This window comes from Fructilactobacillus sp. YLN 2507, assembly GCF_059614085.1.
Map to the genome: position 1 here is coordinate 798,567 of NZ_CM184303.1, position 23,565 is coordinate 822,131.

Sequence of the window (23,565 nt, forward strand, 5' to 3'; positions counted from 1 at the left end):
AAAAAGTGCTTCTCTAATTACTAAAAATTAAGCTTGGTATAATTTACGTAATGGTTCAGTAATAACCATGTTAGCATCATCAATTAACTTACCCATAGCTTTTTCACGTTCCATCAAAACTTTGATTGCAGGAAGTTCGTTCATTTTGTCAGCAAGTTCACGTGCAGCTTTCATATCGTCTGGTGTAATTTCTTGACCTGACATTTGTTTTTGTCTTAAATCATTTTGGCTAGCTTGAAAGTCAGTGAATACTTTGTAAGAATCTTTTTCAGCTTTTAAAGCATCCATAGCATTCTTTAAGTTTGTGTATTCTTCTGATTTCAATACTGCATCTTGCATTTTTTGTGCTTGTTCCATAATTTTATTATCTGACATAATCAAAAATCTCCTCATAATTAATATACCTATATCATAACACAATTATTACATTACTGACCTAAAAAGCTCTTAACATCATTAACTAAATTATGAGCTACATCTGATGCTTTTTGTGAAACTTTCCCAATTTGGTTTTTAATTCCACTGACCGTCCGATTACCTGAATCACCGTCTCCAAAGAAAGTTTCTTGTTTTTTCTGTTGATATCTAGTAGCAGCATCTTTAACTTTAAATTGGGTTTGATTAGTATATGGCAAAATATCTTCCATTTGATTCTTGAATAACGTATTAATGCTATTTCCTCCGTTAGAAATTTCTAAGTGTGTGTCGGCATTTGCATTATCAAAACCTTCCCAACTAGCTACTACTACATCCGGAGTATATCCAATTACCCACCAATCACGAACTGCACGATTATCGGTACTGGTGTCATCTTCTGTCGTACCTGTTTTTCCAGCTACTTCATATCCACTTGGCTTACCACTTGCACTAGTTCCACCAGGTTTAAAGACATCAATCAGCATACTAGTCATTTCTCTAGCGGTGTCTGCGGAAATAATTTGGGAAGTATTTGTATCATGTGAAACAACTGTTTTACCAGTCGAATCCACAATTTTAGTAATATAAAATGGTTGTGATAATTTACCTTGATTAGCAAAAGTTGTGTAAGCACTAGCCATTTGTTGTGGAGATACTCCGGTTGTTAACCCTCCTAATGCTAATGAAAGGTTTTTATCTTTTTTGGTCACAGGTAACCCAAAACTTTGTACAGAATCATAACCTTTATCTACACCAATTTGATTCAATGTCCAAACTGCTGGTGCATTTAAACTTTCTGCAATTGCTTTGTACATAGGAACTTTACCAGAATAGTTTTGTGAAAAATTTTGTGGGGTATAATGATTCTTGCCATATGCTTGTAATTTATCATTTAACATAGAATCATATGAAAACCCATTTTCTAATGCCGGTGTATAAACTGAAATTGGCTTTAGAGCTGATCCCGGTTGACGACGCATATCAGTTGCTCGATTGTACCCCCGAAAAACGGTGTCTCCTCGTCCGCCAACAACTGCCTGAACCCCACCATTTTTGGGATTAACTGCAATTGAAGCAGCTTGAACCTTCTGACCATCTGCAGCATTACTAGGAAACAAGGAATTATCTTTGAATTCATTTTGGAAGCTTTGTTGTTGTTGTTGATTTAAAGTCGTATAAATTTTATAACCATCATTCATAATTTGTTTTTCAGATAAACCATATTCATTAATTGCTTCATCAATTACAGCATCAAAATAATAAGGATACTTGTACCCATTTTGATCATCTAAATCATCATGAACTTCCAAAGGCTTATTTTGATATAATTTAACTTGATTTTCAGGTATTTTACCAGTTTCCCCCATGATTCCTAAAACTACATTTCTTCGTGCCTTAGCAGCCTCAGGGTGATCAATTGGATTATTGTTAGGATTTTGAAGCATTCCTGCTAAAGTCGCCGCATCTTGAACGGGTAAATCTTTTGCATCCATCCCAAAATACTTTCGAGAAGCATCTTGCACGCCATAAACTCCATTTCCAAAATAAGCATTATTCATATACATCGTAATAATTTGTTTTTTTGAATAAATATTTTCAATTTCAATTGAAATAAATAATTCCTTAAACTTTCGTGACAAGGTTTGTTGCTGTGATAAAAAAGTGTTTTTAGCAAGTTGTTGTGAAATGGTACTTCCCCCGCTACTAATCTGATTGTCATGTAAAATCTTATTTTTCACTGCAAGCAAAATTGCCCGAGCATAACCCTTAACTGAAAATCCATGTTCACGATAAAAGTTACGATCTTCAGTAGCGATAATTGCATCACTAATATTTGGTGAAATATTATCACTAGATACGTAAGTTCCCTTCTGAGCATATAATTTACCAGCTTTTTTATGATTTTGATCATAAATTACCGTTGATCTTGATAAATTAGATTGTAAATTTTTAACATGCGATGTTTTTGCAATAATGGTTAAGTAAATTGAAGAGATAAGCATTAAAAACAGAGCAGTTACAATTATCCATTTGGTAATTTGATATCTTTTCCAGTATTTTTTTAAAAAGTTCCATAAAATTAACCAGTATTTTTTTATAAAATTCCATAAAACATTTAAGGAATGTTTTATGGAATTGATGACTTTTTCCTTATCCATTGTCTATTTCTCCTAGGATTAAACTTACCCCATTTTATCATAAAGAATTTAAAAATTTTTCAAGAAATGTGTTATCATCATAGATTAATTACTAAAAAACTTATAACATTCACGATTAATTTCGCAAGTATTATAAGCTTCTAAATACATATTTATTTTAAACTTTAATTACATTTCATTTGGGGCCTTAACTCCCAACAATCTTAATGATTCTTTAAGGACAATTGAAACACTTTTAACCAAAGCTAATCGAGCATTTAATTCATCATTTTTTGTCAAAATTTTAGTGTGTGCATAATACTTATTAAAAGCCTTTGCTAATCTTAATGAGTATTTTGCAACTACTGAAGGTTCAAATTCAGTATTAGCTCGTTTAACGATTTCGGGAAATGTTTCAAGTAACTTAATTACTTCCCATGCATCATCATCGGTTAATGAATGATTTTCTGAATTAAAATAATCAGATTTAGCTTTACGAAGAATACTTTCAGCCCGAGCATGAGCATATTGTACATAAGGACCGGTTTCACCTTCAAACTTCAATTGTTCTTGTAAATTAAAGTCAATACTGTCAATTCTAGAGTTTTTTAGATCACCAAAGACAATGGCACCCACTCCAACTTCTTCAGCAACTTGGTCCTTATCTTTTAAGTCTGGATTCTTCTCAACAATTTGTTGCTTAGCCATTTTAATCGATTCGTCTAAAACCTCGTTAAGCAAGATAATATTACCATGTCTAGTTGATAGTTTTTTACCATTAACTGTAATTAGACCAAATGGAATGTGATGCAATCCTGAAGCAGAGTCTAACCCCATTTTCTTTAATACAGCCTTAAGTTGTTTGAAATAGTAAGTTTGTTCTGACCCAACGACATAAAGATTCATGACAGGATGATAAGTTTCATCTCGATAAATCGCAGTTGCAATATCACGAGTTACATATAATGAAGCACCATCAGTTTTTAAAATCAAAGCTGGATTAAGATTTTCGTCACTTAAATCAACTACTGAAGCCCCCTGAGACTTTTCAAGTAACCCATTTTTCTTAAGAGTATCCACAACAGCTTGTAATTTATCATTGTAAAATGACTCACCATTGTAAGTATCAAAATCAACACCAAGTTTTTGGTAGGTTTGGTTAAATGCCTCTAAAGAAACTTCACGGAACCATTTCCATAAACGAACCGCTTCTGGATCACCGTCTTCAAGTTTTTTAAACCATTCCCGGGCTTCTTCATCATACTCAGGATGAATTTCATCCTCTTTATGAAAACGAATATAATATTGTACCAAGTAGTGAATTGGATCCTTTTTAACGTCTTCTTCACTTCCCCATTTAAGGTAAGCCGTAATTAATTTACCAAATTGAGTTCCCCAATCACCTAAATGATTATCTTTAATTGGCTTGTAACCATTTTTACTGAGAATTTTTGCAATTGAGTTACCAATCACAGTTGACCGCAAATGTCCCATTGACATTGGTTTAGCAATATTAGGTGAAGACATGTCAATTGTCACAACTTGATTTTCACCTTGATGATTATCACCAAAATGTTCTTTTTCTGTTAAAACCGTATCAATTACTTGTTTACTTACTTGGCCCTTATCAAGGAAAAAGTTGACATATGGACCAGCAGCAACTACTTTTTCAAAAGCTTCCCCATTGATTTTATTTACGATTTCTTGTGCAATCACTTGAGGTGATTTGTGTAATTCTTTTGACAAAACAAAAGCTGGAAAAGAAAGATCACCATTTACTGATGTTTTAGGTTTTTCAATTTTTGCATAAATATCATTAGTCGAAACTTTGCCATCTACTACATCTGAGACAGCATCCGCTACAATTTGTTTGTAATCCATGTCAATCACTCCTTATAAATAAAAAGACTCCTACATTAAAAATGTAAGAGACGAGATATACCCCCGCGGTACCACTCTAGTTGGATAATACCCACTTTGATTATTAATTTAAAAGCCTAAAAAGCACGAATTCATTTAATGATTTTACCTAGCTCACACTAACCTAGACTCGCTGTAAAAATCAATTAAACTACTATTCTTTTATCATTGGCATCTGTTAAAAGCGGGCGACGGGAATCGAACCCGCGACGTAAGCTTGGGAAGCTTAAATTTTACCACTAAACTACGCCCGCGTATGCATTTATTATATCATCATTGTTATATATTGTCATTAAAATATAAAATGTGATGGTATAATCAATTAAGAAAAGGAGGCTTGTTATGCTAGTTAAAATAATGATGTTTTTATGGACACTCTTAATTGTTCCTTTTTTAATTGGCATGTATGTCAAACAAGATAAAACAATTATAAAAATTATGCTCTATACCAGAATTATATACATATTAGTTTTAATCGGTGACATTATCCTAATTATCCGAAACTTTAAAACTAATCCTATAATCGATATTTCGAGCTTCTTAGCAACCGTCTTAGCTATTTCATTTATTGATATTTCGTATCAGCGTAAAATCCAAGGTAACTTTAAACCATATTTGATTTGGATTACAATTATTAGCATCGTAACTTCAATATTATGCTTGTTCTTAATTTAAAAAAACACACGTCTTTATGACGTGTGTTTTTAATTATAATTCGGTCAATAAATCTTGGACAACTCGTGAATCAGTTAAGTAAGGGGTATCAATCCCATTAATTTTTTGGTATGGATCTTGTCCTTTCCCCAATACAACTGTAATATCTTGTGGTTTACTATTTGCAATTGCTAGTTTAATTGCTTTTTCCCGATTCATTTCAAAAATAACTTGTACGTCATCATGATTGATATGAGAATCAATTTCCTGAGCAATTTTCATTGGATCTTCAAAAGCCGGATCATCCATGGTTAAATAAGCTACATCTGCTTCTTCACTTAAAGCTTTTCCAAAACCTTCACGACGATCAATTCCTTTGTTTCCTGGACTTCCAACTACTACGGAAACTTTTCCCTTTGGACTTTGACGTTTTAAAAAATTTAATAAGGCTTTTGTACTAGCATAATTATGCGCATAATCAACGTAAACTACCCCATGATTATGGCTCTGATACATTTCCATTCTCCCAGGAATACTAGTATTTTTAATTCCCTCAAACAATTGAGACTGCTTAAATCCAATTAACCCAGCTGAAATAATTGCATCAGTTGCATTAGACTCATTGTAATCTCCAGGAATTCCCACTGTATATTCGCCTGCTACACCCAGAGAAACAGCTTTATCACTAAGTGCCATCAATGTGATTTTGCTATCATTTAAAGTATCCTCATGACTTTCAAAAACAAAATCCAAATCAACAGGTAAAGTAACCTTGCTCCCATTTCTAGCAAATAGATAGATGTTTTCTGGATCTGTGGTTGCTTTTGCAGCATAATAAACATCTTTAAATTCAGCTGTCTCAGCATTCAAAATAACTTGATGAGAGTTAACTAGTAATTGCTCTTTGCAATGAAGATAATTTGCAAAAGTTGGATGTTCATTTTCTCCAACATGATCTGGTGAAATATTCAAGAATGATCCAACCTCAAATTTTAAGCCATAAACTCGATTTTTAAGATAAGCTTGTGAAGAAACTTCCATAACCAGGTATTTCATTCCATTATCAACAGCAGTTCGCATATTTTTAAATAAATCTAACGATTCAGGGGTGGTTAATTCTGATTTGAAAACTTGATTAGGGCTTAAAATCGTATTAACCGTTGAAAAAAGTGCCGTTTTTTCATTAGTTGCTTGCTTAATTGCATCATAGATAAAATAAGCTGATGTAGTTTTCCCTTTTGTTCCTGTAATTGCAATTATTTGCAATTGATCCTGAGGAAAATTAAAAAAAGCGGCAGATAAAATTGACATAGCTTTTTGAATATCAGAAACAATAAACTCTGTCATCCCTTCGCTTTCAACTAGATGATGTTCTGCAATTATACCAGTCGCGCCAGCATGCTTAGCACTTGTTAAAAATTCTGGCTTAAAGTTTCCTTTACAAAAAAATAAGGTTTGCTTTTTAATATCCCTTGAATCGTAACTTACATAATCAAAACTCGTGTGTTTAGTGATATGTTGATCTTTTAATAAATTATGTTCCAATAAAATAGTCTTAACTTCGTCAATATTTAAGGACAATTTTTTTACCCCATTTTTAATTATTTATTTTTATCCCATTATTCTCATTCTAGCAAAAGTTAACTCTAAAAACAAAAATAGACCAATCAAAGGATTAGTCTATTTATAAATCGACATCAGTTATCTTTTCGATGTCAACATTATCTAATTGATTACTGATTACATTAACTACTTTTAATGCTGCGTCAATTTGTTCCCTCGTCAATCCTAAAATTTCAAAACAATGATTAACGTGGGAATAGATTTCTTTTTCCATTTTTTTAGCATACTCAGTAACATTAATGTTAACTACTCGTTCGTCTTTTGTAGAGCGTGATTTAGTTACCCAACCATTTTTTTGAAGACGTTTTAATAAAGGTGTTAGCGTTCCACTATCAAGATCTACATATGATCCTAATTCTCGCACCGTGATGGGTGCATGACTCCAAAGGACAAGCATAACTGCATATTGTGGGTATGTTAATCCATAATTTGCCAAAACATGCTGATAAAACCGATTAAATTTTTTGTTTGCATTGTAGATGCCAAAACAAAGTTCACCATCAATTTTTCTACTTTTTTCCATAAAATATATGCTCCAATTAATAGTTAATTAAGTATAACTAAGTTATATATCAAAATCTATAATTTAACAATTACTTATATTTAAAAAGTCCTATCTTTTTGACAGGACTTTTAATGATTATTCGAAAAATACGCGACTATGTGAAGTTTCATTATAAATATCAAAATGACCTTGTTTTAATTCGACTTTGTACATATCAGTTTTTTTAGTTTCATTTTTTGCAAAATTCATTAATTCATGCTCAACACTAGTATTATCTTTATGACCAGCTGAATTTAGTAATTCTTCTTGAACGCGGGGATCCTTTAAAACCTCTTCTAATTTCTTTTCTAATTTTGCACCATCAGTTGTAAATTCTTTCATATTAATTAAATCCTCCATAGTTGTATTAGTTTCATTATATCATGCAAAACTTGAAATTAAATTAGAAATGTCTTTATTTCAATAAATATTTTTGTTAGCTGCTTAGTTATATTAGGTTTAAAAAGTCTAAAATAATAAATTTTAAAGTCATTCTAATTGCAAATATTAACAAAATCCAGCATAATGAAAACGTATTCATATAGAATGAAGAGGGTTAAGATGATGATTGAAAAATTTTTAATTGGAACATATACAATTAATAAAAGTGACGGTGTTTATCAAATTGAACTTGATAATGAAAAAAAACAATTACAAAACGCTCATTTAGTTGCTAAAATTGAAAGTCCAACGTACTTAGCAGAATCAGAAAGTCATATGTTATATGCAGTTGATCGTAATATGGATAATCCTGATTTGCGTGGTGGAGTTGCAGTATTTGATATGAACCAACTTCCTGCAAAACTACTTGAAGAAAATATTGAAACTGGAACTTCCGATGCTTACGTTTCAATCGATCAAGAACGCCAGTTAGTTTACACTGCTAACTATCACATGGGTTATGTATCGGTTTATAAAATTCAACCTGATGGAACTTTAAAAATCGCTGATCGGGTCCAAAGTATTGGCGAAGTTGGACCTAAACCAGAGCAAGCTGATGGAGCACATCCCCACTATGCTAATTTGACTCCTGATAATCGTCTCGTTGTTTGTGATTTAGGAACTGATAAAGTTAATATTTATGATATAAATGATAACGGCAAACTTACAGAAGTAAGTGAGTTTAATACAATTCCTGGATTTGGACCACGAAATATTGAGTTTAATCCTACAACCAATAAGGGATATTTAGTTGGTGAATTAAGTAGTATGGTTTCCGTTCTTGATTATGATCCCAAAACTGCTAAATTAACTTTATCTCAAAGTCAATCCACTATTCCTAGCAATTGGACATCACACAATGGTGCAGCAGCAATCAAAATTTCAGCTGATAATCAATTTGTTTATATTTCCAATCGAGGTAACGATTCAATCGTAGTATTCAAAATTCTTGAAGATGGTAATCTTCAAAAAATTCAATTAATTTCTACAGAAGGTGAATTCCCTCGCGACTTTAATTTTAATGCTGATCAATCAATGTTGATTGTAGTTAATCAAAACAGTGATAATGCTACCCTTTATGAACGGAACGCAGACACAGGAAAATTGAAAGTGATTCAAAAGGACTTTGAAGTTCCAGAGGGTACCTGTGTTATGCGCCGTGTTTAGTCAAGTTAAAAATATTTATCTTATTTTTGTTTAACCAATTTAAAAAAAGGTATTGCGAGTTTATGAGATGCCTTATTGAAATTAAACGTTTAAGGATTTATGCCGATATTAAATCGGAGTGAATCCTTTTTTGTTTTCAAAAATTACTTCAAATTTTAAATATTTTTCTGCGTTTTTTTATCTCAACGCAATAAGAAATTTTTAATTATTGCAGTTCAATAGTATCCATTCATTTTCATCATGAAACCCATCATTTAATTCCAAACCATTTTTAATCACTCGATTCAAATTAAATCCTGCATTTTTTGCTACTTGATTACTACGATTGTTATCTACAGCAACTTTTAAGAGAACTTTTTTTAATTTAAATTTAGTAAATCCATATCTAGTCAATGCAAGTAAAGCTGAATGCATAATACCATAACCAACAAATTCATTTGCTAACCAGTATCCAATTTCTGCTTGTTGTAATTTATAATCAATGGTATTAAAACTAATTAAACCCACATATTTATTTTTATAATAAATTCCAAAGCAAACCGATCTTTTTGCCTTAAAATTAACAATATTTTGTTCTAAAAAACGTTTTTGAATTTCCTTTGTTTCTGTTAATGCCCAAGGTAGCCATTTTGCAAGGGTCCTTCTAGAATTAGAGACCAATGAATAAATTTTATCAACATCATTTGTTACGTTGGGAATCTTTAAAACTAAATTATCATCTACAATAATTTCACTCACAATGATCACACCTTCCACCTTTGAATTTTAAACAGTGTACACCTTTTAAAGTATTAGCAAACAACAAAAACATCACTACGAAAGTGATGTTTTTTAATTAACAATAATTTAGTTAGGTAACTCTTCCAAATTACGATTTCTTTGACTATATTGCAAAATGTAGATGGCAATAATAATCAAAGCCGCTCCAATCAACTCAACTATATTTAGACTAGCATGAAACCAAAAAATACTAATTACAAAAGTAATCACTGGTTGAATTGCATCAATTAAACTGATTGATGCGGAAGTTGCAAACCGAGTTGCATAAATTATGGTCGGAAACGTAATAATAGTTCCAAAAAAAATGATTCCAGCAATTCCTAGAATTCCTCCTGTAGTTAAATGAGGAACACCCGTCCAAACTGGTTGATTTAAGTTAAAAGTAATACTTGCAATTAAAGTTCCCCACGCCAAAATAATTAAAGGTGGATTATTTTTACCGATTTCTTTAGGTAAGACCACATATCCGGCCGCAGTAATTCCAGAAATAATTCCCATTACTAACGAAATCATTGGAATTGATAGTTCGCTTAAATTACCCTTTGTCACAGAAAGAAAAACCCCTGCTAAAGCAATTATAAACACTAATAAATCTATTTTATTTGGTAACTTGTGTTGAAAAATCAAGGCTCCAATTACAATAAATAATGGGGCAAGATATTGTAAAATGGTTGCAGTACTGGCACCATTTGCACCACCTTGTTGAATAGCAATATAAAAACTTCCCATGTTAGCAGCTAAACCAAATAATCCATATGCAACTAGCCATGCAATTGAACGCCAACTTTTAAAAACATAAAAAATTCGACCTTTATAAAAAATCGCACACAAACATAATAAAATAATTCCAGTAAAAGTAGTTCGTGCTGATAAAAACCAACCAGCAGGAATTTCATTTTCTTGTGAAACAAACTGTTGTAATGTTCCAGAAAACCCCCACGATGATGACGCAAAAATTGCCAGAAGCATCCCTTTCATCGGTCTACTCATTTTCTTTGTTGAAGCCATATAATTACTTCCCCCTCTACTCTGTTGTAATCAATATATAGCTCAATTATCATAACAACAAGTTTTCATGTAAGGTTTAGTAACATATAAGGTTCTTTTTTAATTATTACTTACCTTTTCTAAAACAATTCCTAAAATTAAACCAATTGTCATAAATGGTAAAAAGTCCAAGCCAATCTTAAACATTGGAATAAATTTCATGCTTAATTCGTTAATCAAAGCAAATAGCTTAATACCAAGAATTTCTGGTGGCAAATTATGAATTAAATCTAAAATTGAAGGAATCATAACAATTCCAATGGTTGTTTTGTAAATCATTGGTTTAATACCTAAAATTGGTGATAACATTCCTAATAAAATCAAAGAAATTGCTAAGGGATAGAGAAAGCTAAGCATAGGCGCAGAATAAATAATAATTTTTTCTAATCCAAAATTTGCAATTGCAAAAGAAATTATGGTTGCAACAGTTAAAATTTTGCGATATCCCAGCTTAGGGAAACGTTTGCTTAAGTCCTGGGATAAGGAAGTTAAAAGCCCAATGGCCGTAGTCAAGCAAGCTAGTAAAGTCAAAGCTGCTAAGATGGAAGCCCCAGCCATTCCAGTGTAGTGTTTCATAATTTCAGTAAAAGCTGTTCCACCATCTGCTGATACTTTAGTAAAATTAAGACTCCCAGCTCCTAAAGCAATCAAAAAAGCATAAATTAAAGCCTCAAATCCCATGGTCAAGCTACCTACTTTGGCAATTGCAAAAGATTTTTGCTTAGTTCGTTTTTCAAACACTTCAATTGCTGTAATAATTGTAACTCCAAAGCCCAATCCAGCTAAAGCATCCATTGTATTATAACCTTCAAGAAAGCCACTCACAAAAGATGTCGTGCCATGACCTGATTGAGGTAGTAGAGGTAATCCACGAATGTCACCATATAAACAAAAAGCTACAAAAAAGAGAAAAATCATTAAAATAATAAAAACTGGATTTAAAATCTTACCAACATTTCGAGTTACACTTTGTTCGTTAAAGGCTAATAGTAAAGCTACTGTAAAAAAAATAAACGAAAACATCAATAATGCCGGTCCATTAAAGCTTTTAGAAATAAATGGTTGTACTCCCATGGCATAAGTAACGGTAGCTGTTCTAGGTGATGCAATTAAAAGTCCCAAGGATGCATGAGTCAATACCAAAAACATAATTGCAAACACCTTACCAGCAGGCGCGGCCAAATCATACATACTTTTGCTTTTAGTAATACTTAAAGCCAAAATTGAAAATAACGGTAAACAAATTGCTGATAAAATAAATCCAATGGTGGCCGTCAACCAATTTGGCCCTGATAATTGACCTAAATGAATTGGAAAAATTAAATTACCGGCTCCAAAAAATAAACCAAACAATAATGAAGCTAAAATTAAATACTGTTTTCTACCTATTCCATTTTGTTTATTCATAGTTAAACACTCCTTTAAAATAAAAAATCCTTAGCTAATTAGCTAAGGACGACTGTGCGCGGTACCACCTTTATTCTTAATATTTTCACAAATATTAACTCACTAAGTCTAAAAATTACTTTTCCAATGATATAAAAAACGTCCTTGGCTACAAACCAAGGACGTTTTACACGTGTTACCACCTAATTTCCCGATTAAATTAATCGGCTCAAAAAGTATAATTTTTATACTTAAGTGCGTTAATGGGCACGTCCAGCAAAAACTCTAAATCGCCTTTGCAACTTATAGATTACTTTCATTTAAAAACTATTATTCCCTTTGCACCAACTGGAAACTCGCTTAAACAGGTTTTTAAATTACTCTTCTACGCTTCGTTTTTTCTTTATTGCTTATTACTTTAAATGATAAACGAAAACATGTCAATCTTTTATTTAAATTCAAAATGTTTTTTTACGTGATAATTTTTATGATAGTAAGCTGTATGCCATTTTTTGAATTTTTTAGGATGATAATTGGAATAATTTGCAGGAGTAGGAACTGACATTGAGGTATCCACAATCGATCTACCAGAAGCATAATTAAAAGAAATTCCCGGTTGAACATTGTATAGATATCGATTAAAGTGCATAGTTCCATCTGTACTTGTAGCCTCAACCCAAACTCCTTTTGCCATCAAATCCATGTTTTGGTAAATGGGGGTTACTTGATAAATAACCTTTTTATTTTGTTCTAAAGCTTTTCGCACCATTTCTTCAGTAATTTGCATTACTTTTTGATTAGAAAAAGCAGATTGGGTAATTAAGTTTTTAGGATTATCGATTGATCCCTTTGCTCCCTTTTCATAATTACCATCACTATTCAAATTGAAAGTACAAGTATATGCGATTAAATGCCCCCGATTAACAGGAAAAACTCGTTCGCCATTAACTTTTTTAGCTTGATTATTCCATCCGGTTGGCCTAAATACCTGTGAAGCACGTCCGCTTGACTTTCCTAAGTTATTTCTAGTCAAATAAGCGGTTGCTGTCCCAGCTCGATTTAATTGATCTAAGTTTGAATAATCAATTTTATTTTGTCGATAATCGCTACCTTGAATTGTTTCCGGTTGATCATTGTTTAAAATATCATAAGCCTCTGATCCAGATTGATAATTTTCACTCGCTAACTCTGTATAAGTACCCGTTTGTTTTGGATTAACGGCTGCTTCGCTATTTGTAACAGTTCCAACTAACGTAATCATTACAACTAGAATAGTTGTTGTAATACGTTTTATAATTTTCATTTAGAACACTCCTCTAATTTATGCGAACACATGTTTCTATTTTAGCAATAAAACCCAAAATAAAAAAGCCTGTTTTCAGACTTTTTTGATTTATGCTTCAAAGACAACTTTACCTTTGCAAAATGTCAGTTTATTTTCAGCATTTACTTGGTTACCAATAAAGGGTGTATTCTTTCCTTTTGAACACATTTCGGTTTTATTAATTTGTCGTGAATTAATTAAGTCCCAGATAGCAAAATTAGCTAGATTTCCAACTTTAACTTGGTTGTCATTCTTAAGATTAAAAACATTAGTTGGATTCGTACTCATCCACTTAATAAGTTGTGATAAAGTAATTTTTCCAGTGTTAACTAACTGAGTATATAATAACGGAAATGCAGTTTCAATTCCCGTAATTCCAAACGCAGATTGAGAAAATGATTTCCCTTTATCTTCATCGGTATGGGGGGCATGATCAGTTGCAATCATATCAATAGTTCCATCCAAAAGGCCATCTAATAATGCCTTACAATCTTTTTTGTCACGCAATGGTGGATTCATTTTAAACATTGGATTATCAGCTTTAATCATCGAATCATCAAGTAATAAATGATGAGGCGAAACTTCAGCTGTTACCCTTATGCCATCAGCTTTAGCTCTTCTAATTAGTTCAACACTTCGCGCTTTAGATACATGACAAACATGATAATGAACTCCCGTCACACGTGCCAATTCAAGATCGCGAGCGAGTTGACTCGTTTCCGCTATATCTAATGCCCCTTTCATCCCAAGTCGGTTTGCTGCTGCTCCAGCATTCATCACGCCACCATTCATTAATTCATGATCTTCAACATGTTCAGCCAATGGTAGCCCTGTTTTTTTGATTGCAACCATGGCATCATACATCGTTTTTGCAGTTTGAATTCCAAAACCATCATTGCTAAAACCAATTGCCCCAGCTTTTTGCATCACAGCAAAATCAACTAACTGGTTGGTTCTTTCTTCATAAGTCACAGGAGCATATTGTTTAACTGTAATAACTCCCTTTCGTTGATTATTAGAAATCATTTTTTTTAATAACTCTGGTGTATTAGGAACTGGCGTTACGTTTGGCATCGCACAAACAGTTGTATAACCACCATGTGCCGAAGCTAAACTTCCAGATTCGATTGTTTCTTTTTGGGTTTGTCCTGGATCCCTAAAGTGCACGTGAACATCAACTAATCCCGGTAAAATTGTTTTACCTTGGGCATCAATTATTTGATTTGCTTCCTCAGTCAAATTAGGTGCAATTTGCACAATTTTGCCATTTTCCATTAATAAATCTTGCTTATGTAGTAATTTACCATCCTGAAAGAGATCAGCGTTTTTAATTAAAATTTTCATTTTTTAGTCTACCCCTAAAATATCGGCTTCATTGATAATTCCCTTAGCAACCAAAATATCTGTTAAAATTGCCATCCTCATATACATACCATTTTCCATTTGACGAAAAATTCTTGATTTATCACTTTCGACTAAATCAGAATCAATCTCAACTCCCCGATTTACAGGAGCGGGATGCATAATAATTGCCTTATCCTTCATAGTTGCGTAACGAGCTTTACTTAAGCCAAATTGTTGGTGATAAGCTGTTTCATCAAACTTAGCCAGTTCATTACCTAAACGTTCTTTTTGAACTCTAAGCAGCATCACAACATCCGAATTTTTGGCAACTTCATCAACCGTCAAATGTTTCCCATATCTTGCAAATTTTTTATTATACCATTGATTTGGTCCAGCAAACGAAACTTGAGCACCTAACCGCGTTAAGAGTTCCATATTGGAACGAGCCACCCGCGAGTGATTTAAATCTCCAATAATTGCAACTTTAATTCCTCTAAACGTCCCAAATTCTTCATAAATTGTTAACATATCTAAGAGAGATTGAGATGGATGTTGCCCACTTCCATCTCCAGCATTGGCAATGCTAATTTTTAAATCTTGTTTTAATAAGTCATTATAATATTCATTCTTTGAATGACGAATTACAGCTAAATCAACTCCAATAGCTTGAATTGTTTTAACTGTATCTTCTAAGGTTTCTCCCTTGGTTACTGAACTAGTATTGGCATTAAATTGTAAAACATTTATTCCTAATTGACGTTCGGCCATTTCAAAACTTGTATGAGTCCTAGTACTGTTTTCAAAAAATAAGTTCATTGCATAAACTGGTCGCTTTAAAGTTACTTTTTTTCCCGCTTTAAATAATTGGGCCAGTTTAATTTTATGTAAGACCTCTGATTCACTCATGTCAGCCACGGATACTAAGTCATGTTGATATTCAAATGCCATATTTAGCCTCCTAGATAACCATCTATTAAAAATAAAACTACATAAATAAAAGACATGCTACCATTAACGTAGCATGTCTAGTTTAAATTCAACATTACCAAGTTAACTTATCGACCTCTCTGGACCGAATTAAAGCACTCTTTCTTTATTGGTACTAACTTTATCTAATCTCCTAACAAAAGTCAAATATAACTTTTGATTGACATTTTAAAATAACTTGATTATTATTAAGAAAATTAATCTTAATTTGGTTCAGAGAAGCCAGAAGATGTCCTCGATAATTTATAATTAAAAGCCACGATTTCGACTACTGATTTTCTCTGAACTTTGTCGTAATCGTGGTTTTTGCTATTCTAAAGGAGTTTACTAATGTCAGCTATTTCAAATTCAGCAACAATTGGAAACGAAAAATATGAGCACCCATTTATTAATGCCGCCGGTGTATATGATGAAACCGCAGACCAAATGGATGAAATTCTTGCATCACATGCAGGCGGTGTAACCACTAAAAGTGCTACTTTAGCATCCCGTCCAGGAAACCCCCTTCCTCGTTATTATGATACCGAACTAGGAAGTATTAACTCAATGGGACTTCCTAATCAGGGCTTAGATTATTATCTTAAGTACATTGAAGAAACTAGAACTGATAAACCAATTGATTTATCAATCTCTGGAACTTCTATGGCTGATAATTTAAAAGCCTTAAAAAAGGTCCAAGCTAGTAACTTTAATGGATTAACTGAATTAAATCTTTCTTGTCCTAACGTAATTGGTAAACCACAAGTTGGTTATGATTATGATGCCATCGAAGATACTTTAGCCGCCGTTTTTGAATTTTTCACAAAACCACTTGGTCTAAAACTTCCCCCCTACTTCGATCTTCAACAATATGATGCAGTTGCTGCTATCCTAAATAAATATCCCTTAACATATATTAATGCGATTAACAGTGTAGGAAACGGATTAGTAGTCGATGCAGAAACAGAATCAGTTGTCATTAAACCTAAAGGTGGCTTTGGTGGAATCGGTGGAACATACATTAAACCCGTTGCTTTGGCTAACGTGCGTGCTTTTCGACAACGGTTAAATCCCGAAATTAAAATCATCGGAACTGGTGGTGTTACAACTGGAAAAGATGCCTTTGAATTAATCCTTTGTGGAGCTGATATTGTTGAGATTGGAACAATTCTTGCTAAAGAAGGTCCAAGAGTATTTGAACGATTAGATAAAGAATTGAAAGAAATTATGGAATCCAAGGGGTACCAAAAATTAAGTGATTTTCGTGGCAAATTAAAAGAATATCAAGGATAATTAATTTAAACTAAGAACCTAGCTTGGTTCTTTTTATTTAGGAGGAATATCAATGACAAGATCATTAGTGGAACATCAAACTTGGATTGTAAACTTTTACAAGCATCGCGATTGGTATGATTACTCTTCATTAATTCGTTTAAATTTCCTTTCAGAAGAAGTTGGGGAATTGAATCGGGCCGTTCGCAGTATTGAACTTGGAAGAGATCATCCCGGGGAAGAAAAAAAGACAGGCAAGGAATTACAATATAATTTACGAGAAGAATTAGCAGACTGTTTAGACCAAATTTTGATTATTGCTGATAAATACGAAATTGATCCACAGGTTTTAATTAATCAAAGTGAAACTAAAATTAAAAAAAGGTTTAATTTGCCAGAATAACGGGCCACAACAAAAAAAGACGAGCATTGCTCGTCTTTTTCTATCTAAATATTTAATGATTAGTTGTTTTTACGAAATTTGATGCCAAACATAGCAACGAAGCTGGTTAAAACTAAACCAATGATTGATAATAATGAGTTATTAGCTTCACCAGTTGCAGGTAAAGCAGCTTTTTTGTCTGAAGTAGTTGTTGCTGGAGCTACGGCAACAGTACTTGCATCAGCAGTACTTTGTGCTGGAGTAGGAGCTGTTTTATCTAAAGTAACAATGTTATCATTTTGAACTGCGTTTGCTTTGTTAGCATCAGTATCTTCAGTTGTTGCTGGAGCATCTGTTTGAGCTACTGGTGTAGTGTCAGTTGTTGTTGTTGTAGTTGAAGCTGGAGTTACATTGTTATCGGTTGGTGTAGCATCGTTTGCTACAGGTGCATCTGGTGTAGTTGTATCACTAACTGGATTTGAATTTGTTTGATTATCAGCGGTTGTACTTGGGGTTTGAGCAGCAGTATCAGTCGTTTGTGCATTATCATTTGATGGAGTAGTATCTGCTACATTTGAATTAACAGCTGTAAATTGATTAGCACCATTAACTCTTCCATAGGTGGCTGCACCTAAGTATCTTTCCATAACAGAAACTTGACGCGATGTAACACCATCAATAGTTTCAGCATTAATCATGTTTCCGTTACCAGAATAAATACCAACGTGATCGGAACCTTGATTACCAAAGAAAACTAAATCACCAGGTTGAGCATCAGCAGCTGAAATTTGAGTTGTGGCTCCATATTGTTCTCCTGAAGTTCTTGGTAAAGAAACCCCATCAGCAGCATAGGCATTTTGAACTAAAGCAGAACAATCAATTCCATTACCGTCAGTTCCACCATAAGCGTATGGGGTACCTGTATATCCAGATGCGTTAGATATTACATCAGCATTAGCATTGATTGAAGTTAAAAAGAAAGCTCCAGTACTCATTGCCATTGTAACGATTCCTGCAACCATCCATTTTTTACCAGCTTTAAACATCTTGTAGTGTACTTTATTCATAGTCATATCTCCATTTATATAGCTTTGCTTATTATCAATTTATTATAAATTAATTGTAACACTCGAATTTAATAAATCGTTAAATAAAATTAAAGTGTAACCAAATTGAAACATTTCTGCAATTTAATTGTTTGACTTTTGTTGACCAATAGATATACAATTAGATTGAGAACTTTATTAAGAAAGGAGGAACGCATGGCTAAAAAATCATTAGTTGAAAAAAGTAAACATCCTGCAAAGTTTGCAGTACAGAACTACACTCGTTGTGAACGCTGTGGACGTCCACGTGCCGTTTATCAAAAATTTCATCTTTGCCGAATTTGTCTTCGTCAATTAGCTCATAAAGGTCAAATTCCTGGTATGAAAAAAGCTAGTTGGTAAGCTTTAATCACTGGAGGATATTATTATGAAAGAAATGACATTAGCAACTGCCTACCGAATGCTTAAAAGTCCTAATAAACGGACAAAAAGTCGAGCATTACGTGTAATTAAAAAAAATAAATCTAACAAATAAAGCAAAAAAACAGTTCATCATTAATTTTGACGAGCTGTTTTTATTTTGGATCATGTTCTTGGTGCCACTGCTTTAAATAATTAAGTCGTTGTTTAAAAATACTTTCTTTTCCTTGTTCAGATGGCTCATAATATTCTTTTCCAGTAATTTCAGGTGGATTAGTTTTCATGGTAGTTAATTTATCTTTTTCCCGTTGCGCCATTTTATAGCCTTTTCCATAATTAAGCTTTTTCATTAGCTTAGTTGGGGCATTTCTAATTTGTAAAGGAACTGGTAAATTACCATATTTTTTAACATCTGCTGCTGCTTTTTGAGCTGCTTTATCAACGGCATTTGACTTCGGTGCTAACGCTAAATAAATCGTCGCTTCAATGATAGCATCGTCACAATCTGGCATTCCAATTAACTTGACGGCTTCAGTTGCATTTATACAAATATTTATAGCTTGAGGGTCAGCTAATCCAACATCTTCACTAGCAAAGCGAACCAAACGACGCATGATAAACATTGGATCTTCTCCCCCGTCTAGCATCCGAGTGACCCAATAAATAGCTGAATTGACGTCACTGTTACGCAATGACTTATGGACAGCTGAAATAATATTATAGTGTTCCTCACCTGTTTTATCATACAGCAATGATTTACGAGTAATCAATTGTTGTAAGCTTTCTAAAGTCACCACTACTTCATTACCAGTTCGTTTTCCGTTTTCAACGGCCATCTCTAAAGTATTTAATGCTGAACGAGCATCGCCATTTGCAAATTTAGCAATTGCCATTAAATTTTCATCACTAATTTTAACTTCTAAATCTCCATACCCCTTTGGACTATGAATTGCCTGTTTTAATAATTCAACAATTTCAGTAGCAGTTAGCGACTTCAAAACGAATACTTTACTTCGTGATAACAAAGCTGAATTAATTTCAAAAGATGGATTCTCGGTTGTTGCACCAATTAAGATAATACTTCCATTTTCTACATAAGGTAGAAATGCATCTTGTTGAGCTTTATTAAATCGATGAATTTCATCAACAAAAACAATAGTTTTTAAACCGATTTTTTTATTTTCTGCTGCTTCTTGCATAATTTTACGAACTTTAGTAATACTGGTTCCAACAGCACTAACACTTATAAAATTAGCATCAGTTACATTTGCAATAATTTGAGCTAAAGTAGTTTTACCTGTTCCAGGTGGTCCCCATAAAATTAGAGAAGCAATTTGATCGTGTTCAATTAAATTTCGGAGAACGGTTCCTTTTCCAATGATTTGTTGCTGTCCAATAAATTCATCTAAAGTTGTAGGTCGAACGCGACTTGCTAACGGAATTCCTTGGTTATTTTCATGATTTTCAAATAATGATTTTTGTTCCATCATTTTCACCTCCTAATATAAATAAGGCTGGAAACCAAATTGATTTTCCAGCCTTATTTAATTTAATTGTATAAAACAACTGCCTGATAAGCACCTAGAACACGAACTTGTGTTTGCTTATTTAATTTTACAACATTATCGTTACACAAAGCAAGTTCTCCACTATAAGTTTTTGTAAGTGGTAGCTGATTTTCACACAAATTCACTAAAACAGTAACTTTATGATTTTCATCGTACATTTTATAACCAATAATTTGTTTAGCTTCACAATTAATTTCATGAAAATTACCATTAATCATGATTGGCTTAAATTTAATTGATTGACGCACCCTAATCATTTGTTGATAAAAATTAAGGACCGAATTAGGATCTGTTACTTCATCTGCTACATTAATTCCATGACGATTATTTCCTAGGGTAAGCCACGGTGTGCCAGTCGTAAATCCAGCATTCTTACTATCATTCCATTGCATTGGGGTTCGTGCATTATCACGAGACTTTAAGTTTACATAGCTCAGTGCTTCTTCTTGAGTAAGACCTTCATCAAGCGCTAACTGATAGTTACTTAGAGAACTAATATCGTTAAATTCACTAATTTGGTTACGAGTAAAATTTTTCATTCCAATTTCTTGACCTTGATAAATAAAGGGATCACCCGGTAAAAAGAAATACATTGTCGCCAAAGCTTTAGCCGCGGTAGGCGTCCGATTTTCTGCTTTTTTTATTAACTTCGAAAGTACACGAGGTTGGTCATGATTTTCTAAAACATTTGCAAACCAACCATCAGCCGCTTTGATACCTCTTTGACTTTCAAAAATTAATTGACGTAATTCAGAAATGGTCCAATCATTTTGTCCTCTAAACCATTCATCCCCATCTTTCATATCAATATTCATATGACTAAAATCAAAAATCATTGAGAAGTAACCATGCTTACCCACTAATCTTTTCAACTCAGATGGCTTTAATCCATATGCTTCACCAATAGTAACTGCATCATATCTATCAAAAGTTTCCTTTTTTAATTCTGCTAAGAATTTTTCTAACCCAGGACGATTTTGACCTTTATGAGTCACTGATACCAAACCATCTTTTGCATCTGGAGGTAGGGAGCTCCAATCTTGATCCTTTTTCAAAAAATTAATGGCGTCAATTCGGAAACCAGCTACACCCTTTTCTAACCACCAATTAATCATTTTATAAATTAGCTGACGAAGCTTTGGATTTTCCCAATTTAAATCTGGTTGTTGCGGGGAAAAACTATTAAAGTAATAAGTCCCTGGTTCATTTGCAACTGGTTCCCAGGTTGATCCGCCAAAAATAGAACGCCAATTATTAGGAGCCTTTCCATCTTCAGTATGTTTAAAAATATAATAATCCCGATACTTACTATTGGGATTACTAAGAGCCTTTTTGAACCACTCATGCTGATTAGAGGTATGATTAACTACTAAATCCATAATAATTTTAATGTGACGTTGTTTAGCTGCTGCTAATAACTCATCAAAATCAACCATTGTCCCAAAAATTGGATCAATTGCTTCATAATCAGCTACATCGTAACCCATATCATACATTGGTGATTTATAAATTGGAGAGAGCCAAATTGTCGTAATGCCTAAATCTTGTAAATAATCTAGTCGTGAAATAATTCCTTGAAGATCACCAATTCCATCACCATTACTATCTTGAAATGAACGTGGATAAATTTGATAGAAAATCTCATCTTTCCACCATTCTGCTTTTTTAGTTGCCATTATAACTCCTCAAACTTTATTTTATTCTAGTCAAACACAAAAGAGCCCTTCTAGCAATGCTAAAAGGGCCCTTTTTATTAAAGTTTAATCATTTAATTCTTTGTTTAATTTTTCAGCTAATTCTTCAAATCCTGGTTTTCCAAGTAACGCAAACATATTTTTCTTATAAGCTTCAACTCCTGGTTGGTTAAAAGGATTAATCCCATTTAAGTAACCAGAAATCCCAACTGCAACTTCAAAGAAGTAAATTAAGTAACCCAAACTATACTCCGATTCGTCTGGAACTTCCACGGTCATAACTGGAACACCACCATCATTATGTGCTAAAACAACTCCTTCATAGGCTTTATCATTCACTTCATTCATTGATTGTCCCTTAAGATAGTTTAACCCATCAAGATTTTCTTTTTCCATTGGGATTTCAACATTGTAAGGTGGCTGTTTAACCTTGATTACGGTTTCAAATAAATTACGTAAACCTTCTTGAATGTATTGACCTAACGAATGTAAATCAGTTGTAAAGTTTGCTGAAGATGGGTAAATTCCCTTTTGATCTTTACCTTCAGATTCACCCATCAATTGTTTCCACCATTCAGAAAACATCCGAAGGTTTGGTTCATAATTTTCACATAATTCGGTTACATATCCTTTACGGTACAAAATGTTACGAATGGCAGCATAACGGTAAGCATCATTTTTAGCTAAGTCAGGGTCAACATAGTCTTTAGATGCATCATCAGCACCTTTCATTAATTGATCAAGATCAGCACCAGTTGCCGCAATTGGAAGTAATCCAACAGGAGTTAAAACAGAGAAACGACCACCAACTCCGTCGGGAATAACAAACGATTCATAGCCTTCAGCTTCAACTTCGGTCCGTAAGGCTCCGCGTTTAGCATCGGTAGTAGCATAAATTCGTTTAGCTGCTTCTGCTTTACCATATTTATTAATTAATTTTTCTTTGAAAATTCTAAAGGCAATTGATGGTTCAGTAGTAGTACCTGATTTAGAAATAATGTTAACGGAAAAGTCCTTATCGCCAACAAATTCCTCAAGTTCATGTAAATATGAAGCACTTAATGAATTTCCCGCAAAGACTACTTGAACTCCACCTTTACGTTCTGCTTTTGATTTAGAATTGTAAAAATCACCCTGTAAAAAGTCAATGGCTGCCTTAGCTCCAAGGTACGATCCTCCAATTCCAATAACAACAAGCACTTCTGAATCACTTTGGATTTTTTTAGCAGCTGCTTTAATTCGAGCAAATTCCTCTTTATTATAGTCACTAGGTAAATGTAACCAATCCCGGAAATCTGCTCCAGCACCAGTACCTTCACGTAATTCTGTATTGGCAGCATTTACCATTGCTTGCATTTCAGGAACTTCATTTTTGTGTACAAATTTGCTTACTTTTGAATCATCAAATTTAATATAAGCCATTATTTATCAT

General features: G+C 33.2%; 22 protein-coding genes, 1 tRNA gene and 1 other annotated feature. Of the genes, 6 read left to right on the forward strand and 17 right to left on the reverse strand.

Features of this window, described 5'->3' with window-relative positions:
* Positions 1-27: 27 nt before the first annotated feature.
* The 4 genes from AC0GLY_RS04195 to AC0GLY_RS04210 all read right to left on the reverse strand — a co-directional run bounded on the left by AC0GLY_RS04195 (position 28) and on the right by AC0GLY_RS04210 (position 4,729).
* The gene (locus tag AC0GLY_RS04195; RefSeq protein WP_496610945.1) at positions 28-375 is read right to left on the reverse strand and encodes a YlbF family regulator; all 348 of its coding nucleotides are present in this window, start codon (positions 373-375) and stop codon (positions 28-30) included.
* 53 nt (positions 376-428) lie between these two features.
* On the reverse strand, positions 429-2,576 hold the full coding sequence (locus AC0GLY_RS04200) for a transglycosylase domain-containing protein (RefSeq protein ID WP_496610946.1): 2,148 nt from the start codon (positions 2,574-2,576) through the stop codon (positions 429-431).
* Between the two features lie 168 nt (positions 2,577-2,744).
* Positions 2,745-4,436: an arginine--tRNA ligase gene (argS, locus tag AC0GLY_RS04205; RefSeq protein WP_496610947.1), complete on the reverse strand. Its 1,692-nt coding sequence runs from the start codon at positions 4,434-4,436 to the stop codon at positions 2,745-2,747.
* A 222-nt stretch (positions 4,437-4,658) separates the two neighbouring features.
* Positions 4,659-4,729 (reverse strand) — tRNA-Gly (locus AC0GLY_RS04210).
* 88 nt (positions 4,730-4,817) lie between these two features.
* Here AC0GLY_RS04210 and AC0GLY_RS04215 point away from each other — a divergent pair.
* A complete protein-coding gene (locus AC0GLY_RS04215) occupies positions 4,818-5,150 on the forward strand; it encodes a DUF1516 family protein (protein ID WP_496610949.1) in 333 nt (110 codons plus the stop codon).
* Positions 5,151-5,183: 33 nt separating this feature from the next.
* Here AC0GLY_RS04215 and AC0GLY_RS04220 read toward each other — a convergent pair whose 3' ends face one another.
* The 3 genes from AC0GLY_RS04220 to AC0GLY_RS04230 all read right to left on the reverse strand — a co-directional run bounded on the left by AC0GLY_RS04220 (position 5,184) and on the right by AC0GLY_RS04230 (position 7,638).
* Positions 5,184-6,710 (reverse strand): UDP-N-acetylmuramoyl-L-alanyl-D-glutamate--2,6-diaminopimelate ligase, encoded by a 1,527-nt coding sequence (locus tag AC0GLY_RS04220; protein ID WP_496610950.1) that lies wholly within the window; start codon positions 6,708-6,710, stop codon positions 5,184-5,186.
* Between the two features lie 103 nt (positions 6,711-6,813).
* Positions 6,814-7,275, reverse strand: coding sequence for a MarR family winged helix-turn-helix transcriptional regulator (locus tag AC0GLY_RS04225; protein ID WP_496610951.1), 462 nt, complete (start codon positions 7,273-7,275; stop codon positions 6,814-6,816).
* A 117-nt stretch (positions 7,276-7,392) separates the two neighbouring features.
* On the reverse strand, positions 7,393-7,638 hold the full coding sequence (locus AC0GLY_RS04230) for a hypothetical protein (RefSeq protein ID WP_496610952.1): 246 nt from the start codon (positions 7,636-7,638) through the stop codon (positions 7,393-7,395).
* A 222-nt stretch (positions 7,639-7,860) separates the two neighbouring features.
* Between AC0GLY_RS04230 and AC0GLY_RS04235 the strand changes: the two genes are divergently transcribed.
* On the forward strand, positions 7,861-8,904 hold the full coding sequence (locus AC0GLY_RS04235) for a lactonase family protein (protein ID WP_496612249.1): 1,044 nt from the start codon (positions 7,861-7,863) through the stop codon (positions 8,902-8,904).
* A gap of 201 nt (positions 8,905-9,105) precedes the next feature.
* Here AC0GLY_RS04235 and AC0GLY_RS04240 read toward each other — a convergent pair whose 3' ends face one another.
* The 6 genes from AC0GLY_RS04240 to AC0GLY_RS04265 form a co-directional block, all read right to left on the reverse strand.
* The gene (locus AC0GLY_RS04240) at positions 9,106-9,642 is read right to left on the reverse strand and encodes a GNAT family N-acetyltransferase (RefSeq protein ID WP_496610953.1); all 537 of its coding nucleotides are present in this window, start codon (positions 9,640-9,642) and stop codon (positions 9,106-9,108) included.
* 108 nt (positions 9,643-9,750) lie between these two features.
* A complete protein-coding gene (locus tag AC0GLY_RS04245; RefSeq protein WP_496610954.1) occupies positions 9,751-10,692 on the reverse strand; it encodes a DMT family transporter in 942 nt (313 codons plus the stop codon).
* Positions 10,693-10,791: 99 nt separating this feature from the next.
* On the reverse strand, positions 10,792-12,138 hold the full coding sequence (gene brnQ, locus AC0GLY_RS04250) for a branched-chain amino acid transport system II carrier protein (protein ID WP_496610955.1): 1,347 nt from the start codon (positions 12,136-12,138) through the stop codon (positions 10,792-10,794).
* A 154-nt stretch (positions 12,139-12,292) separates the two neighbouring features.
* Positions 12,293-12,519 (reverse strand) — a binding site (T-box leader).
* Positions 12,520-12,565: 46 nt separating this feature from the next.
* Complete coding sequence (locus AC0GLY_RS04255; protein ID WP_496610956.1) at positions 12,566-13,420, reverse strand: DNA/RNA non-specific endonuclease; 855 nt, start codon at positions 13,418-13,420, stop codon at positions 12,566-12,568.
* A gap of 90 nt (positions 13,421-13,510) precedes the next feature.
* Positions 13,511-14,785: a dihydroorotase gene (gene pyrC / locus AC0GLY_RS04260; RefSeq protein ID WP_496610957.1), complete on the reverse strand. Its 1,275-nt coding sequence runs from the start codon at positions 14,783-14,785 to the stop codon at positions 13,511-13,513.
* Positions 14,786-14,788: 3 nt separating this feature from the next.
* Complete coding sequence (locus AC0GLY_RS04265; protein WP_496610958.1) at positions 14,789-15,733, reverse strand: aspartate carbamoyltransferase catalytic subunit; 945 nt, start codon at positions 15,731-15,733, stop codon at positions 14,789-14,791.
* A gap of 369 nt (positions 15,734-16,102) precedes the next feature.
* Here AC0GLY_RS04265 and AC0GLY_RS04270 point away from each other — a divergent pair, with 369 nt between their 5' ends.
* Positions 16,103-17,044 carry a dihydroorotate oxidase gene (locus AC0GLY_RS04270; protein WP_496610959.1) on the forward strand — a complete coding sequence of 314 codons (942 nt, stop codon included), beginning with the start codon at positions 16,103-16,105 and terminating at the stop codon, positions 17,042-17,044.
* Positions 17,045-17,096: 52 nt separating this feature from the next.
* Positions 17,097-17,426 carry a MazG nucleotide pyrophosphohydrolase domain-containing protein gene (locus AC0GLY_RS04275; RefSeq protein WP_496610960.1) on the forward strand — a complete coding sequence of 110 codons (330 nt, stop codon included), beginning with the start codon at positions 17,097-17,099 and terminating at the stop codon, positions 17,424-17,426.
* Between the two features lie 59 nt (positions 17,427-17,485).
* Here AC0GLY_RS04275 and AC0GLY_RS04280 read toward each other — a convergent pair whose 3' ends face one another.
* Positions 17,486-18,472 carry an NlpC/P60 family protein gene (locus tag AC0GLY_RS04280; RefSeq protein WP_496610961.1) on the reverse strand — a complete coding sequence of 329 codons (987 nt, stop codon included), beginning with the start codon at positions 18,470-18,472 and terminating at the stop codon, positions 17,486-17,488.
* A 195-nt stretch (positions 18,473-18,667) separates the two neighbouring features.
* On the opposite strand from AC0GLY_RS04280, the gene AC0GLY_RS04285 reads away from it, so the two are divergent.
* Positions 18,668-18,853, forward strand: a complete 186-nt coding sequence (locus AC0GLY_RS04285; protein WP_014081872.1) for a type Z 30S ribosomal protein S14 — start codon at positions 18,668-18,670, stop codon at positions 18,851-18,853.
* A gap of 25 nt (positions 18,854-18,878) precedes the next feature.
* Positions 18,879-18,986, forward strand: coding sequence for a putative metal homeostasis protein (locus AC0GLY_RS04290; RefSeq protein WP_496610962.1), 108 nt, complete (start codon positions 18,879-18,881; stop codon positions 18,984-18,986).
* 40 nt (positions 18,987-19,026) lie between these two features.
* On the opposite strand, the gene AC0GLY_RS04295 is transcribed toward AC0GLY_RS04290, so the two are convergent.
* The 3 genes from AC0GLY_RS04295 to AC0GLY_RS04305 form a co-directional block, all read right to left on the reverse strand.
* Positions 19,027-20,358, reverse strand: coding sequence for a replication-associated recombination protein A (locus AC0GLY_RS04295; protein WP_496612250.1), 1,332 nt, complete (start codon positions 20,356-20,358; stop codon positions 19,027-19,029).
* A gap of 62 nt (positions 20,359-20,420) precedes the next feature.
* The gene (locus AC0GLY_RS04300) at positions 20,421-22,115 is read right to left on the reverse strand and encodes an alpha-glucosidase (RefSeq protein WP_496610964.1); all 1,695 of its coding nucleotides are present in this window, start codon (positions 22,113-22,115) and stop codon (positions 20,421-20,423) included.
* A gap of 84 nt (positions 22,116-22,199) precedes the next feature.
* On the reverse strand, positions 22,200-23,555 hold the full coding sequence (locus AC0GLY_RS04305) for a glucose-6-phosphate isomerase (protein WP_496610965.1): 1,356 nt from the start codon (positions 23,553-23,555) through the stop codon (positions 22,200-22,202).
* Positions 23,556-23,565: the final 10 nt, after the last annotated feature.